The organism is Streptomyces sp. NPDC053513 (genome assembly GCF_044544765.1).
GTDB lineage: Bacteria > Actinomycetota > Actinomycetes > Streptomycetales > Streptomycetaceae > Streptomyces > Streptomyces litmocidini.
In genome coordinates this window covers 38,684-52,227 of sequence record NZ_JBITXP010000009.1, presented here as the reverse complement: position 1 = coordinate 52,227, position 13,544 = coordinate 38,684, and the positions used below count along the sequence as shown (strand labels likewise).

The window sequence follows — 13,544 nt, the reverse complement described above, 5'->3', positions numbered from 1 at the left end:
CGTCCGGCCCCGGCAGCCCGTCCGGCCCCGGCCGCTCGCCCGGTCGAAACGCCCAGCCGCCGGAGACGCCGCTGCCCCGGCACGGCGGACCGTACCGGGGCAGCGCTCAGGAATCGTGGAGAAGAGGGTCAGCCGACGACCTTCTTGAGGGCGTCGCCCAGCGCCTCGGCCTCGTCCGGGGTCAGCTCGACGACAAGCCGACCGCCGCCTTCGAGCGGAACGCGCATGACGATGCCCCGCCCCTCCTTGGTCACCTCGAGCGGGCCATCACCCGTCCGCGGCTTCATGGCCGCCATGCTTGTTCCCCTTCCTGAAACCAGCTCATCGTCAGCCGGGCAGCTCCTTGGTGCGGAGCACGCGTCACCGGCTTCGAACACATTGCTTCCAGGTCATTATCCCGCATGGCAGGACCCGATGACCAACATCGCTCGGCATCGCTTGCGCAACGCGCTCTCTCAAAACCCCACATTTCGGGGATCGGCCTGCGATACTTCGCCGCTCGGCGTCGGAGCGGCTCCTTCCCGTCTTTGACGCACCTCACATGGGCGACACGGGTGATCTCCGCCATGCTGTGCTGGTCAACCACGCAATGAGGCGAAGGGATCCCTATGGCCGACACGGTGCTGTACGAGGTGAGCGACGGGCTCGCCACCATCACGCTCAACCGGCCCGAGGCCATGAACGCGATGAACGTGGCGACCAAGGTCGCCCTCCGGGACGCCGCGGAGACGGCCGCGACCGACCCCGCCGTACGGGCGGTGCTGCTCACGGCGGCCGGCGACCGAGCGTTCTGCGTGGGCCAGGACCTGAAGGAGCACGTCGGGCTGCTCATGGCGGACCAGGAGTCCGGCACGAGCGAGACCATGAACACGGTCCGTGACCACTACAACCCGATCGTGCGGGCGCTCACCGGCATGCGCAAGCCGGTCGTCGCCGGCGTGAACGGCGTCGCGGCCGGGGCGGGCTTCGGCTTCGCGCTCGCGGCGGACTACCGGGTGGTCGCGGACACGGCCTCCTTCAACACCTCCTTCGCGGGCGTGGCCCTCACCGCCGACTCGGGCGTGTCGTGGACGCTGCCCCGGCTGATCGGTGCGAGCCGGGCCTCCGACCTGCTGCTCTTCCCGCGCTCGATCAGCGCCCGGGAGGCGTACGAGCTGGGCATCGTGAACCGGCTGGTCCCGGCCGCCGACCTGGCCGCCGAGGCGGAGAAGGTCGCCCGCACCCTCGCGGAGGGCCCGACGGTGGCGTACGCGGCCCTGAAGGAGTCCCTCGCCTTCGGCGCCGACCACTCCCTCACGGAGGCCCTCGACAAGGAGGAGGAGCTCCAGACCCTGGCGGGCGCCTCGGAGGACCACACGATCGCGGTCCGCGCGTTCATCGCCAAGGAGAAGCCGAAGTACCTGGGCCGCTGAGCGGTGCCGGACCGCTGAGCAGCGGCGGAACCCGTTCGTACGGGGGGTGGGCGGATCTATAGGATCCGCTCACCACTCGTACGCACACACCTGGGGGGTTCCGTGCGTCCTTCTCCTTCCGCGCGCCTTCTTCGCGGCGCGCTCACGGCGGGCACGGCCTTGGGCCTGTCCGCCACCGTCCTGTCATCGCCGGCCCTGGCGGCGGACGGCTGGGACAGGTGTCCCGACAACGCCGTCTGCGGCTTCAGCCAGCCGCAGTACCAGGGCGACATGATCGTGATCCGGAAGCCCATGGCGTCCCTCGGCGCCTGGGACAACCGCATCCGGTCCTTCATCGTGCGGCTTCCCGGGTTCTCCGACGCGGCCTGCTTCTTCCCGCGGCCGGGGCTCGACCCCGAGGGCTCCACGCACTTCTACACGTCGGAGTCCTTCGACGAGAGCGCCTTCCCGGAGCTCGACCGGGCGGTCAGCTCCGTGGACGTCGGCCCCGAGGCGGACGACTTCTGCGGCTCCGAGAGCCGCTTCCCGGTCCTCTACGACAACCCGCGTCCGCGTCCCGCCGCGCTCCCGGCCTCCGGCGCCTTCGGCGACCTGAACCACGACGGGTACGCCGACGTCGCCGCGCGCAACCTGATCGGCCAGCTGTGGACGTCCCACGCCTACACGAGCCCCGGGCGGAACCTGCTCGTCGGCGGCGGCTGGGACGGCATGACCAAGCTGACCCGGCACGGCGACTACGACGGCGACGGCAACGAGGACGTCCTCGCCCGCGACAGGGCCGGCGCCCTCTGGCTCTACCCCGGCAACGGCCAGGGCTGGTTCAAGCCCCGCGTCAGGATCGGCGGCGGCTGGAACGCCATGCGGGACCTCGCCGCGGCCGGTGACCTCACCGGCGACGGCAAGGCCGACCTGCTCGCCTCCGACGGCGACGGCGTCCTGTGGACGTACCCGGGCAACGGGCGCGGCTGGTTCGGCGCCCGCAAGAAGGTCGGCGGCGGCTGGAAGGCGGTCAACGAGCTGGTCGGCGCGGGGGACATGAACTCCGACAGGAAGGCCGACCTGGTCGCCCGCGACACCGCGGGCAGGCTCTGGCTCTACCCGGGCAACGGCCGCGGCTGGTTCACCACGCGCAAGCTCATCGGCACCGGCGGCTGGAACGGCCACGCCGAGCTGGCCGGCCTCGGCGACGTCACCGGCGACGGCCGCCCCGACGTGGTGGCGCACGCCCGCGGCAGGGAGTCCTACGAGGGCCGGGTCCGGCTCCTCGTCTACCCCGGCACCGCCGACGGACGCCTCCTGGCGCCCCGGGACCTCGGCACCATCCGGACCGCCGGCTTCGCCTTCTGACCCTCCTCTTCGTGAACGGACTCCGATCCATGATCCGCAGCAACCGGGGCCGTCGCGCCCTGGCCGCCGCCGTCACCACGGCGGCGTCCCTCGCGACCCTGATGACCACCGCTCCCCCGGCCTCCGCCGGCGAGGAGCGCTGCCCGTCCGGGCGGCTGTGCGTCTTCCAGTACCGCGACTACAAGGGCGAGATGAAGATCGTCTCGTCCAGCCAGGCCACTCTCGGCACCTGGGACAACACGATCTCGAGCGTCGTCAACAACTCCGCGCTGCACGCCGTGCTCAGCGTCGACGCGAACTACCGGGGCGGCGACTCCCTGGTCATGGACCCGCACAACGGCGGGGTCAGCTTCGACGGCTCGATCATGGGCCAGCTCGACAACCGGATCAGCTCGATCCGCGTGGCGACCACCGCCTGGGAGGCCGGCAGCGGCGTCGCGTGGATGGACTGGTGGCCGCAGGAGAAGCGCCCCGCCGGCCTTCCCGCCGCCGCGCAGTTCGGCGACCTGAACAACGACTCCCGGCCCGACCTCCTGGAGCGGGCCGACGACGGCCGGCTGTGGTACCTCCACGGCTACTCGGCCCGCTGGGACGTCGCGCCCAAGGGCGTGCTGATCGGCGGCGGCTGGAACGCCATGACGCAGATCGTCCGGCACGGCGACTACGACGGCGACCGCAACGAGGACGTCTTCGCGCGCGACCGGTCCGGCGTCCTGTGGTTCTACCCGGGCAACGGCCGCGGCTACTTCAAGCCCCGCGTGAAGATCGGTGGCGGCTGGAACGCCATGAAGGAGCTCAAGGCGGTCGGCGACATCACCGGTGACGGCCGCCGCGACCTGGTCGCCCGGGACACCGCCGGTGTCCTGTGGACGTACCCGGGCAACGGCCACGGCTGGTTCGGCGCCCGCAAGAGGGTCGGCGGCGGCTGGAACGCCATGAACCGGCTCGTGGCGCCCGGCGACATGACCGGCGACGGCAAGTCCGACCTGGTCGCCCGGGACGGCTCGCGCGGGCTGTGGCTCTACCCGGGCAACGGCCGCGGCGCGTTCGGCGCCCGCACCAAGCTGCCGTACGCCTGGCCGTCGGACGCCCCCGTCTTCTCGGTCGGCGACGTGACGGGCGACGGCACGTCGGACCTGATGCGGCCGATCGACTGGAACCAGCTCTACGTCTACCCCGGCAACGGCCGCGGCGGCATCGGAGGCCCCCAGGCCGACATGGGCTGGGACACCGCCGAGCGCGTCCACGTCTTCTGACGGACGCGCGCCCGGGGCGGCCCTACTCCCCGCCCCGGGCCACACAGCCCTTCAGGTGGTCGTCGACCAGCCCGCACGCCTGCATCAGGGCGTAGGCCGTGGTGGGGCCGATGAAGCGGAGGCCGCGCTTCTTGAGGGCCTTGGAGAGGGCCGTCGACTCGTCGGTGACCGCCGGGACCTCGGCGAGCGTGCGCGGGGCGGAGCGGGTCGCCCGGTCGGGGGCGTGGGACCAGATCAGCGCGTCGAGCTCGCCCGTGGACCACGTGGCGAGCAGCTTGGCGTTGGCCAGGGTCGCGTCGACCTTGGCGCGGTTGCGGATGATGCCCTCGTCGGCGAGGAGCCGCTCGCGGTCGGCCTCGGTGAAGCGGGCCACGTCGGCGATCCGGAAGCCGGAGAAGGCCTTCCGGAAGCCCTCGCGGCGGCGCAGGATCGTGATCCACGACAGGCCCGATTGGAAGGCCTCCAGGCAGAGCCGCTCGAAGAGCGCGTCGTCGCCGTGGACCGGGCGCCCCCACTCCTCGTCGTGGTACGCGACGTAGTCCTCGGTCGACAGGCCCCAGGGGCAGCGCAGCAGCCCGTCGGACCCGGGGATCGCCTCGCCCGTCACTTCTCGCCGCCCTCCGCCCCGGCGTCACCGGCGCCGCCCGCGCCCGCGAGCGCCTCCTCCAGCTCGGCGATCCGGGCGTCGCGCTCGGCGAGTTCGGCGCCGAGGCGCACGAGGACGTCGTCCACGTCGGCCATCCGGTAGCCGCGGGGGGCGACGGGGAGGCGGAGCGCCTCGACGTCGGCGCGGTCCACCGGTCGGGCGACCGGAAGCGGGTCGACGAGCTGCTCGGGCGCCACCTCGGGCAGCACCTCGCTGTCGCCTCCGCCGACCACGGCGAGGGTCACCGCGGCCACGACCACGACCATCGTGATGAGCAGAAACCAGAACACCTGCGCGCCTCTCCCCGGAGTGGAAAACGTCCCGTGCCGATCGTGCCATGCGCCACCGACGGTTAGGGTCACAGGCGAACGGACGCGAGGGAGGACAAAAGGGATGCTGCGCTTGGGACGGCGTGAATTCGGGCCGCACGAGCCGGTGATCATGGCGATCGTGAACCGGACCCCGGACTCCTTCTACGACCAGGGCGCGACCTTCCGGGACGAGCCCGCACTCGCCCGGGTCGAGCAGGCCGTGGCGGAGGGGGCGGCGATCATCGACATCGGCGGGGTGAAGGCGGGCCCCGGCGAGGAGGTGACGGCCGAGGAGGAGGCGCGGCGCACGGTCGGTTTCGTCGCCGAGGTCCGCAGGCGCCATCCCGACGTGGTGATCAGCGTCGACACCTGGCGGGCGGACGTCGGCGAGGCGGTCTGCGAGGCCGGGGCGGACGTCCTCAACGACGCGTGGGGCGGGGTCGACCCGCGGCTCGCGGAGGTCGCCGCGAAGTACGGGGCGGGGCTCGTCTGCACGCACGCGGGCGGCGCGGAACCGCGGACCCGGCCGCACCGGGTGGAGTACGAGGACGTGATGGCCGACATCCTGCGGGTCACGGTGGGCCTCGCGGAGCGCGCGGTCTCGCTCGGCGTGCGGCGGGACGGGATCATGATCGACCCCGGTCACGACTTCGGGAAGAACACCCGGCACAGCCTGGAGGCGACGCGCCGGCTCGGCGAGATGACCGGGACGGGGTGGCCGGTGCTGGTGTCCCTGTCCAACAAGGACTTCGTGGGCGAGACGCTCGACCGGCCGGTCAAGGAGCGGGTCCTCGGGACGCTGGCGACGACGGCGGTCTCGGCGTGGCTCGGGGCGCAGGTGTACCGCGTGCACGAGGTCGCGGAGACGCGGCAGGTACTGGACATGGTGGCGTCCATCGCCGGTCACCGTCCGCCGGCGGTCGCCCGGCGCGGGCTGGCGTAGGCCCGCGCCGGCGGTCCGGCGGCCGGTTGTGCCCGCCCTCCCTGACGGGGTACGGCCCGCAACCGGCCGGCGCCGGCCGAGCGGGCCGGACCTGACGGGAAGCGGAGCCAGGCGGGACTTTCCGGACAGGCCCTAGCGGCCGACCTCCTTCGTCACCAGGGTCACCGCCTCCTCCACGTCGTCCGTGACGTGGAAGAGGAGGAGGTCGTGCTCCGAGGCCTTGCCGCCGGCGACGACCGAGTCGCGCAGCCAGTCGACGAGGCCCTTCCAGTACTCCGTGCCGAAGAGCACGATCGGGAAGCGGGTGACCTTCCGGGTCTGGACCAGGGTCAGCGCCTCGAAGAGCTCGTCGAGGGTGCCGAGGCCGCCGGGCAGGACGACGAACCCCTGCGCGTACTTCACGAACATCGTCTTTCTGACGAAGAAGTAGCGGAAGTTCACGCCGATGTCGACGTGCGGGTTGAGCCCCTGCTCGAAGGGGAGCTCGATGCCGAGGCCCACCGAGACTCCCCTGGCCTCCCTGGCCCCCTTGTTGGCCGCCTCCATGGCGCCCGGCCCGCCGCCGGTGATGACGGCGAACCCGGCCTCGACGAGCGCCCGGCCGATCCGTACGCCCGCCTCGTACTCCGGCGAGTCCGGCCTCGTGCGGGCCGAGCCGAAGACGCTGATCGCGCTCGGCAGTTCGGCGAGGGCGCCGAAGCCCTCGACGAACTCGGACTGGATGCGCATGACCCGCCAGGGGTCGGTGTGCACCCACTCCGAGTCGCCCTCGGTGTCGAGCAGCCGCTGGTCCGTGGTGCCCGGCTGGACCTGGTCCCTGCGCCTGAGCACCGGCCCGAGCCGCTGCTCCTCCGGCTTCGTCTCCCCCTCGGGGACACCCATGGCCTGCTCCCTCCGTCGAACCGACGATCTTCTGGTGGGGTCAGCGTAGGACCACAGAGGTGACGAAATGCGAAATTAGGGGAGACGGGCGGTCAGCCAGTCGCGGAGCCGGGCCTCGCAGTGGTGGATCCTGTCGACGTGGATGTGCTCGTCGCGCTTGTGCGCGTACAGCGCGTCACCGGGGCCGTAGTTGACGGCGGGCACGCCGAGGGCGCTGAAGCGGGCGACGTCGGTCCAGCCGAACTTGGGCTGGGCGCTGCCGCCGACGGCCTTCATGAAGGCCTCGGCCGCGGGGTGGGAGAGGCCGGGCAGGGCGCCGGGGCTCTCGTCGTCGACGACGAACTCGGCGATGTCGCAGCCCTCGAAGAACTCGCGGACGTACGCCAGGGCCTCGGCCGGGGAGCGGTCGGGGGCGTACCGGTAGTTGACGGTGACGGCGCAGGCGTCGGGGATGACGTTGGTGGCGACGCCGCCCTCGATCCGGACGGCGTTGAGGCCCTCGTGGTACTGGAGGCCGTCGATGACCGGCTTGCGCGGTTCGTAGGCGGCGAGGCGGGCGAGGATCGGCGCGGCGGTGTGGATGGCGTTGGAGCCCATCCACGCGCGCGCGGAGTGGGCGCGCTCGCCGGCGGTGCGCAGGATGACGCGCAGGGTGCCCTGGCAGCCGCCCTCGACCTGGCCGTCGGAGGGCTCCAGGAGGACGGCGAAGTCGCCTTCCAGCCAGTCGGGGTGCGCGGCGGCGACCTTGCCGAGGCCGTTGAGGTCGGCGGCGACCTCCTCGTTGTCGTAGAAGACGAAGGTGAGGTCGCGGTTGGGCTCGGGGACGGTGGCGGCGACGCGCAGCTGGACCGCGACCCCGGACTTCATGTCGGAGGTGCCGCAGCCCCACAGGATGCCGTCCTCGTCGAGCCGCGAGGGCACGTTGTCGGCGATCGGCACGGTGTCGATGTGGCCGGCGAGGACGACGCGCTCGGCGCGGCCGAGGTTCGTCCGGGCGACGACGTTGTTGCCGTACCGGTCGACGGTGAGGTGCGGCAGGAGGCGCAGGGCTCCCTCGATCGCGTCGGCGAGCGGCTTCTCGGTCCCGCTGACGGAGGGGAAGTCGACGAGGGCGGCGGTGAGCGCCGCCCCGTCCAGGGAGAGGTCGAGGGGGGTGCCGGGCGGGGTGATGTCAGCCATGTGCCGACCCTAACGCGGCCTCCAGTACGGTGGGCCCGTGTCCGAGTCCACCCGCCCCCGCCGTCGCGGCCGCCGCGCCCGTCACGCGGCCGCCTTCACCGTGCTCCTCGGCCTCTCCGCCTACGTGGCCGTCCACCAGATGACGGGGAGCACGGGGGCGCCCCGGTGCAGTGTGGGCAGCGGGGACAACCGCTACGAGTTCACCCCGGAGCAGGCGTCCAACGCGGCGATGATCGCGGCGGTGGGCACCACCCGGGGGCTGCCGGAGCGGGCCGTGACGATCGCGCTCGCGACCTCGCTGCAGGAGTCCGCGCTGCGGAACATCGAGCACGGTGACCGGGACTCGCTGGGGCTCTTCCAGCAGCGGCCCTCGCAGGGCTGGGGGACGCCGGAGCAGATCATGGACCCGGTGTACTCGGCGGGGAAGTTCTACGAGGGCCTGGAGAAGGTCCCGGGGTACTCGCGGCTGCCGCTGACGGTGGCGGCGCAGAAGGTGCAGCGGAGCGGTTTCCCGCAGGCGTACGCGAAGCACGAGCCGGACGCCGCGCTGCTGTCGGCGGCGCTCACGGGCCGGTCGCCTGCGGCGCTGATCTGTACGGCGAGCGCGGCGAAGGGGCGGCCGGGCGACCCGGAGCAGGTGCGCCGGGAGCTGGTGCGGTCGTTCGGCGAGAAGGCGGCGCCGCGGGCGGTGACGGGCGGCCCGAGCGCGGGCCGCTCGGCCTCGGAGCCGCCGGTGCTCGTGGTGCCGGTCCGGGGGGCGACGGGCGCGGGGAGCGCGCCGGGGGCCGGCTCGGACGAGCGGCGCGGCTGGGAGCTGGCGCAGTGGGCGGTGGCGAGGGCGGACGCGCTGCGCATCACGGAGGTCTCGTTCGGCGACCGCGTCTGGCGCGCGGGCGAGGCGGCCGGCGGCTGGACGAAGTCCTCACCCGCCACCGACACGTCGGTCCGCATGCGCCTGGCGCAGTAGCCCGGGGCGGCGCGCCGACCGCCGTCAGGGCGGTGGTACGCGTACGGGCGCACGCGGCAGGCGCGGGGCGGCACGCCCGTCCGCGCGCGGCGGCGGAGCCGGCCGTGTGCGATCCGCCCGGTGGCCGTGCGGCGCGCGTGTACGGGCGGCGGCGCGGGGGCCGTGCGGCAGCGTCGCGTCCAGCCCGCCCGCGCCGGAGGCGTCCACGGGAGCGGCCCGTCGTCCCCGGTTCGTCTCGTGTCGCGCACCCGTGCGGGAGGTCGCTCGGGCGTGGCACGGGGCGGGGAGCGGGCGGGAGGGATTCCCGGGGGTTTCCCAGGCGTCACCCCTTCCCCTCGTACCCCTTGGCGCACAAGGGAAGTGACGGTTCGGCAGGGGTCTGCGCAATGACACGTTCGTCCGTTTTCCTCCCCACCCGACAATACGACGCATTGCCAACTCTTTACCTTCGACCTCCGCAACCTCCCCCGCCCCAGAGCCGGTTGTCACCGCGTAATCGTCCTCTTCGTCGAAGGAGCACCATGTCCCTCTCCCTGACCCGCCGGATCGCCCGCGCCGCCCTCATCGTCGCGGCCGGAGCAGCCCCCGTGGTCGGTGCGGCCGGCTCCGCGAGCGCTCTGGACAACAGCCTCGCGCCGGCCGGCGCCCTCGGCGGCGTGACCGCCCTGGACGCCGCCGGGGCGGGCAGCGCCGTCGACAGCGCCTCGCAGACCGCGACCGGCGTGGTCGGCGAGACCGGCAGCAAGGCCGTCGGCACGGCCGTCCCGGCCGCGGGCAAGACCCTCGGCACGGCCGGCAAGACCGCCACCCCCGCCGCCCAGGAGGTCGTCGGCAAGACGGCCGGCAGCACGGGCGAGGTCGTCGGCCAGACCGCCGGCGCCGCCGCCGAGAGCGCCGAGGGCCCCACCGGTGGCGCCCTGGGCGGTGGCCTCGGCGGCCTGCCGACCGGCCAGACCCTCGGCGGCCTGCCGATCGGCTGACCCGGCCGGCCCGCGCCGGAACGCACGGAGGGCCCGGGGAGCACCTGCTCCCCGGGCCCTCCGGCGCGTGTCCGTCAGCCCAGGCGCTTGACCGCGGCCTCGACCCGCTCGTCCGTCGCCGTGAACGCCACCCGCACGAACCGCTCCCCGGCCTCGCCGTAGAAGTCGCCGGGCGCCACCAGGATGCCCTTCTCCGCCAGGTACGCCACCGTCTCCCAGCACGGCTCGTCCCGGGTCGCCCACAGGTACAGGCTCGCCTCGCTGTGCTCGATCCGGAAGCCGTGCGCCTCCAGGGCTCCCTTGAGGGCCGCGCGGCGGGCCGCGTACCGCTCCCGCTGCTCGGCCACGTGCGCGTCGTCGCCGAGCGCCGCGACCGTCGCCGCCTGCACCGGGGCGGCGGTCATCATGCCGCCGTGCTTGCGGATCTGGAGCAGCTCGCCCAGGACCGCCGCGTCGCCCGCGATGAACGCCGCCCGGTAGCCCGCCAGGTTGGAGCGCTTGGAGAGCGAGTGGACCGCGACGATCCCCTCGTACGAACCGCCGCAGACGTCCGGGTGCAGGACCGAGACCGGGTCGGCCTCCCAGCCCAGCTCCAGGTAGCACTCGTCGGAGAAGACGAGGATCCCGTGCTCGCGCGCCCAGGCCACGATCCGGGTCAGCTCGTCCTCGGCGAGGACCTTGCCGGTCGGGTTGGACGGGGAGTTGAGCCAGAGCAGCCTCACCGCGGCCGGGTCGAGGTCGGCGACGGGGTCGTCGTAGACGACGGGCGTCGCGCCGCAGAGCCGCGCCCCCACCTCGTACGTCGGGTACGCGAGCCGCGGGTAGGCGACCACGTCGCCCGCGCCGAGCCCCAGCTGCGTCGGCAGCCAGGCCACGAGTTCCTTGGAGCCGACCACCGGGAGCACGTTCTCGTGGGCGAAGCCCACCGCGCCCAGGCGCCGCTCGCACCAGCCGGTGAGCGCGTCCCGCAGTTCCTTCGTGCCCCACACCGTGGGATAGCCCGGCGAGTCCGCGGCCGCGACCAGGGCCTCCTGGATCAGCGCGGGGACCGGGTCCACGGGCGTGCCGACGGACAGGTCCACGATTCCGTCCGGGTGGGTCAGGGCCGTCTTCTTGTACGGCTCCAGCTTGTCCCAGGGGAAGACGGGAAGGCGCGAAGAGACTGCGCTCACGGGTTGGCTCACTTCCTCGTACGTACGCGATACGCGTCGGTCCCGTACAGCGCAGACGCCGTACGGGACCGAGAGCGGAATGATCAGCCGTTCTGCGGCGGCAGGGCGGCGATGAAGGGGTGGTCGCGCTCGATCTCGCCGAGCTTGGAGGCACCACCGGGCGAACCGAGCTCGTCGAAGAACTCGACGTTCGCCTTGTAGTAGTCCTTCCACTCCTCCGGGGTGTCGTCCTCGTAGAAGATCGCCTCGACCGGGCAGACCGGCTCACAGGCCCCGCAGTCGACGCATTCGTCCGGGTGGATGTACAAGGAGCGCTTGCCCTCGTAGATGCAGTCGACGGGGCACTCCTCGATGCACGCCTTGTCCTTGACGTCGACACAAGGCTGCGCGATGACGTAGGTCACGCTGTCGTTCCTCCTCGATAGGGCTGGTCTGCGCGGGAGCGCGGCGTCGTCGATGCCCGCACCTAGTATCTCCGTTCTTGAGGGCGATCCGAACAGGAGGGGCGGAGAAGCTGTGGAAATCACCGGAGGCGGACGTCTTGAGGTGCGAATTACCAGCGCTGACGTGGGAAAACGTGTCTCCGTTCGGTACGTGACGGACCCGGCGGAACCGGGTGAGAAGTTCACCGACGCGGTCGGCGTTCTCACATCGTGGGAATCCGGTGTGCTGCTGATCACACAAAAGAGCGGCGAGAGCGTCCGCATCCCGGAATCCGCGCTGGCCGCGGGCAAGGTCGTCCCGGCCGCCCCGGCCCGCCGCCGCGGCCCCTCCGCCACCTTCGCGGAGCTCGCCCGCGCCACCGCGCGCGCGTGGCAGCCCGTCGAGAGCGAGCCCCTGGGCGAGTGGGTCTTGCGGGCCTCGTTCTACGAGGTGCCGCCCGAAGGGCGTCCCGGAGGGGCGGCGGCCGGGCGACGGGTGGGCTTCACCCGCCGCGCCAACTCCGTCCTCGCGCTCGGCGATCCGGGGGTGCCGGTCGCCGACGCGCTGACGCACGCGCGCGCGTGGTACGCGGCCCGGGGGCTTCCCGCGTACGTCCAGGCCGCCACCGGTGCCGAGGGCACCCAGGAGCTGCTGTGCGCCGCCCTCGACCGGCACGGCTGGCGGCGCGAGGTCTCCGCCGAGGTGCGGATCGGGGCGCTGGCCCCGATCGGCGACCTGGACGCCGACGTCTCCGCCGTACGCCTCTCCCGGACGCTCGACGAGGCCTGGCTGCGCCGCTACCGGCGCTCCCCCGGTGACGAGGAGGCGAGCCCGGCCGTCCGGTCCGTCCTCGCGTCCGGTCCGAGCGTGTGGTTCGCCTCCGTGCCGGGCACGGGAGGGGTACCGGCGGCGATCGGACGCTGTGTGGTCGACGGCCGCTGGGCCGGCTTCATGGCGGTCGAGGTCGACCCCGACCGGCGCCGCCTCGGCCTGGCGACGTCGGTCATGACGGCGCTCGCCCGGCAGGCGCTCGACGAGGGCGCGTCGGCGGCCTGGCTCCAGGTGGAGGCGGACAACGACGCCGCGCGGGCGCTGTACGACGGGATGGGCTTCGCGCCCCACCACCACTACCACCACTACCGATGGGCCGAGGCGTGACGGAGGACGTACCACCGGTCGACGCGGCCGACTGGCGGCGGGAGTTCGCCGAGGAGGCCCGCGCCGAGCGGCCCGACCTCGCCCGGCTCTGCCTGCTGATCGGCGCGGTGGCCGACCCCTCCGTGACCCGGCGCGTCCTCGACGAGGCCGAGATCGAACTCGACCGGCTCGCCGGGCTCGTCCCATACGCGACCCGGCTCACCGGCGACTGGGCCGCCGAGCTCGCCGCGCTCCTCGGCCGCCACGAGGGCTTCGAGGGCGTGCCGGCCGACTACCAGCGCCTGGAGTCCTCGCTGCTGCACGAGGTGCTCCGGCGCCGCCGGGGCCTTCCCATCCTGCTCTCCGTGGTCTGGATGGAGGTGGCCCGCCGGGCCGGTGCCCCGGTGTACGGGCTCGGGCTGCCCGGCCACTTCGTCGTCGGCTTCGGCGACCCGGCCGACCTGGACCTCGCCGATCCGTTCGCGGGCGGCCGGGCGATGACGGGCGCGGACGCCGAGCTCCTGGTGGCGAGCGCGACGGGCGAGCCGCTCGACCGCTCGATGCTGCGTCCCGCCGAGCCCGGCGCGATCGTCCTGCGGATCCTCAACAACATCCGCGCCTGGGCGGCCCCCCGCCCCGAGCGCTCCGACGTGGCCCTGTGGGCCGTGGAACTCGCCTTGCTGCTCCCCTCCCACCCGGCGAGGCTCCGCTACGAGCGGGCCGAGCTGCTCGTCCAGCGCGGGGAGTTCCTCACGGGGGCGGCGGAGATGGAGGCGTACGCCCAGGTGATGGACGCGGTGGACCCGGAGTCCGCGACGACGATCCGCCGCCGGGCCCAGGCGGCGCGGGCGCTGCTCAACTAGGGGATGTTCGCCGGAGGGCGAGAAGG

The 13,544-nt window shown here is 73.3% G+C and carries 15 protein-coding genes; 8 read left to right on the top strand and 7 right to left on the bottom strand.

Annotated elements, in window-relative coordinates:
• Positions 1 to 128: 128 nt before the first annotated feature.
• Positions 129 to 296 carry a DUF3117 domain-containing protein gene (locus ACIGW4_RS17450; RefSeq protein ID WP_009997451.1) on the bottom strand — a complete coding sequence of 56 codons (168 nt, stop codon included), beginning with the start codon at positions 294 to 296 and terminating at the stop codon, positions 129 to 131.
• Positions 297 to 608: 312 nt separating this feature from the next.
• Here ACIGW4_RS17450 and ACIGW4_RS17445 point away from each other — a divergent pair, with 312 nt between their 5' ends.
• The 3 genes from ACIGW4_RS17445 (at position 609) to ACIGW4_RS17435 (ending at position 4,015) form a co-directional block, all read left to right on the top strand.
• Positions 609 to 1,412 carry an enoyl-CoA hydratase/isomerase family protein gene (locus ACIGW4_RS17445; RefSeq protein ID WP_398707319.1) on the top strand — a complete coding sequence of 268 codons (804 nt, stop codon included), beginning with the start codon at positions 609 to 611 and terminating at the stop codon, positions 1,410 to 1,412.
• A gap of 159 nt (positions 1,413 to 1,571) precedes the next feature.
• Positions 1,572 to 2,759, top strand: coding sequence for an FG-GAP-like repeat-containing protein (locus ACIGW4_RS17440; protein WP_260174483.1), 1,188 nt, complete (start codon positions 1,572 to 1,574; stop codon positions 2,757 to 2,759).
• Positions 2,760 to 2,770: 11 nt separating this feature from the next.
• Entirely contained in the window at positions 2,771 to 4,015 is a 1,245-nt protein-coding gene (locus ACIGW4_RS17435; RefSeq protein ID WP_398707317.1) for an FG-GAP-like repeat-containing protein, read from the top strand.
• Positions 4,016 to 4,037: 22 nt separating this feature from the next.
• On the opposite strand, the gene ACIGW4_RS17430 is transcribed toward ACIGW4_RS17435, so the two are convergent.
• Together ACIGW4_RS17430 and ACIGW4_RS17425 are read right to left on the bottom strand one after the other, a co-directional pair.
• Positions 4,038 to 4,622, bottom strand: a complete 585-nt coding sequence (locus ACIGW4_RS17430; RefSeq protein WP_399581345.1) for a DNA-3-methyladenine glycosylase I — start codon at positions 4,620 to 4,622, stop codon at positions 4,038 to 4,040.
• A complete protein-coding gene (locus ACIGW4_RS17425; RefSeq protein ID WP_093874221.1) occupies positions 4,619 to 4,951 on the bottom strand; it encodes a hypothetical protein in 333 nt (110 codons plus the stop codon). The genes ACIGW4_RS17430 and ACIGW4_RS17425 overlap by 4 nt, the downstream gene beginning before the upstream one ends.
• Positions 4,952 to 5,054: 103 nt before the next feature.
• Between ACIGW4_RS17425 and folP the strand changes: the two genes are divergently transcribed.
• Entirely contained in the window at positions 5,055 to 5,915 is an 861-nt protein-coding gene (folP, locus tag ACIGW4_RS17420) for a dihydropteroate synthase (RefSeq protein WP_398707313.1), read from the top strand.
• Positions 5,916 to 6,047: 132 nt separating this feature from the next.
• On the opposite strand, the gene ACIGW4_RS17415 is transcribed toward folP, so the two are convergent.
• Together ACIGW4_RS17415 and dapE are read right to left on the bottom strand one after the other, a co-directional pair.
• Positions 6,048 to 6,797, bottom strand: coding sequence for a TIGR00730 family Rossman fold protein (locus tag ACIGW4_RS17415; protein WP_123455262.1), 750 nt, complete (start codon positions 6,795 to 6,797; stop codon positions 6,048 to 6,050).
• Between the two features lie 75 nt (positions 6,798 to 6,872).
• Positions 6,873 to 7,976 carry a succinyl-diaminopimelate desuccinylase gene (dapE, locus tag ACIGW4_RS17410; protein WP_123455261.1) on the bottom strand — a complete coding sequence of 368 codons (1,104 nt, stop codon included), beginning with the start codon at positions 7,974 to 7,976 and terminating at the stop codon, positions 6,873 to 6,875.
• 37 nt (positions 7,977 to 8,013) lie between these two features.
• On the opposite strand from dapE, the gene ACIGW4_RS17405 reads away from it, so the two are divergent.
• Positions 8,014 to 8,943: a hypothetical protein gene (locus ACIGW4_RS17405; protein ID WP_123455260.1), complete on the top strand. Its 930-nt coding sequence runs from the start codon at positions 8,014 to 8,016 to the stop codon at positions 8,941 to 8,943.
• A gap of 521 nt (positions 8,944 to 9,464) precedes the next feature.
• A complete protein-coding gene (locus ACIGW4_RS17400; protein WP_123455259.1) occupies positions 9,465 to 9,923 on the top strand; it encodes an ATP-binding protein in 459 nt (152 codons plus the stop codon).
• 74 nt (positions 9,924 to 9,997) lie between these two features.
• On the opposite strand, the gene dapC is transcribed toward ACIGW4_RS17400, so the two are convergent.
• Positions 9,998 to 11,095, bottom strand: coding sequence for a succinyldiaminopimelate transaminase (gene dapC, locus ACIGW4_RS17395; protein WP_123455258.1), 1,098 nt, complete (start codon positions 11,093 to 11,095; stop codon positions 9,998 to 10,000).
• An 83-nt stretch (positions 11,096 to 11,178) separates the two neighbouring features.
• Positions 11,179 to 11,499 carry a ferredoxin gene (gene fdxA, locus ACIGW4_RS17390; protein WP_015035968.1) on the bottom strand — a complete coding sequence of 107 codons (321 nt, stop codon included), beginning with the start codon at positions 11,497 to 11,499 and terminating at the stop codon, positions 11,179 to 11,181.
• A gap of 112 nt (positions 11,500 to 11,611) precedes the next feature.
• Between fdxA and ACIGW4_RS17385 the strand changes: the two genes are divergently transcribed.
• Entirely contained in the window at positions 11,612 to 12,676 is a 1,065-nt protein-coding gene (locus ACIGW4_RS17385; RefSeq protein WP_123455257.1) for a GNAT family N-acetyltransferase, read from the top strand.
• Positions 12,661 to 13,518 (top strand): transglutaminase-like domain-containing protein, encoded by an 858-nt coding sequence (locus ACIGW4_RS17380; protein ID WP_123455256.1) that lies wholly within the window; start codon positions 12,661 to 12,663, stop codon positions 13,516 to 13,518. Before ACIGW4_RS17385 ends, ACIGW4_RS17380 begins: the two co-directional genes overlap by 16 nt.
• Positions 13,519 to 13,544: the final 26 nt, after the last annotated feature.

Bases quoted from the DNA above. Each gene is read 5' to 3' on its own strand.
- folP (WP_398707313.1), top strand. From the start codon at position 5,055: ATGCTGCGCTTGGGACGGCGTGAATTCGGGCCGCACGAGCCGGTGATC.
- dapE (WP_123455261.1), bottom strand. From the start codon at position 7,976: ATGGCTGACATCACCCCGCCCGGCACCCCCCTCGACCTCTCCCTGGAC.
- ACIGW4_RS17400 (WP_123455259.1), top strand. From the start codon at position 9,465: ATGTCCCTCTCCCTGACCCGCCGGATCGCCCGCGCCGCCCTCATCGTC.
- ACIGW4_RS17445 (WP_398707319.1), top strand. From the start codon at position 609: ATGGCCGACACGGTGCTGTACGAGGTGAGCGACGGGCTCGCCACCATC.
- ACIGW4_RS17380 (WP_123455256.1), top strand. From the start codon at position 12,661: ATGGGCCGAGGCGTGACGGAGGACGTACCACCGGTCGACGCGGCCGAC.
- ACIGW4_RS17450 (WP_009997451.1), bottom strand. From the start codon at position 296: ATGGCGGCCATGAAGCCGCGGACGGGTGATGGCCCGCTCGAGGTGACC.
- ACIGW4_RS17415 (WP_123455262.1), bottom strand. From the start codon at position 6,797: ATGGGTGTCCCCGAGGGGGAGACGAAGCCGGAGGAGCAGCGGCTCGGG.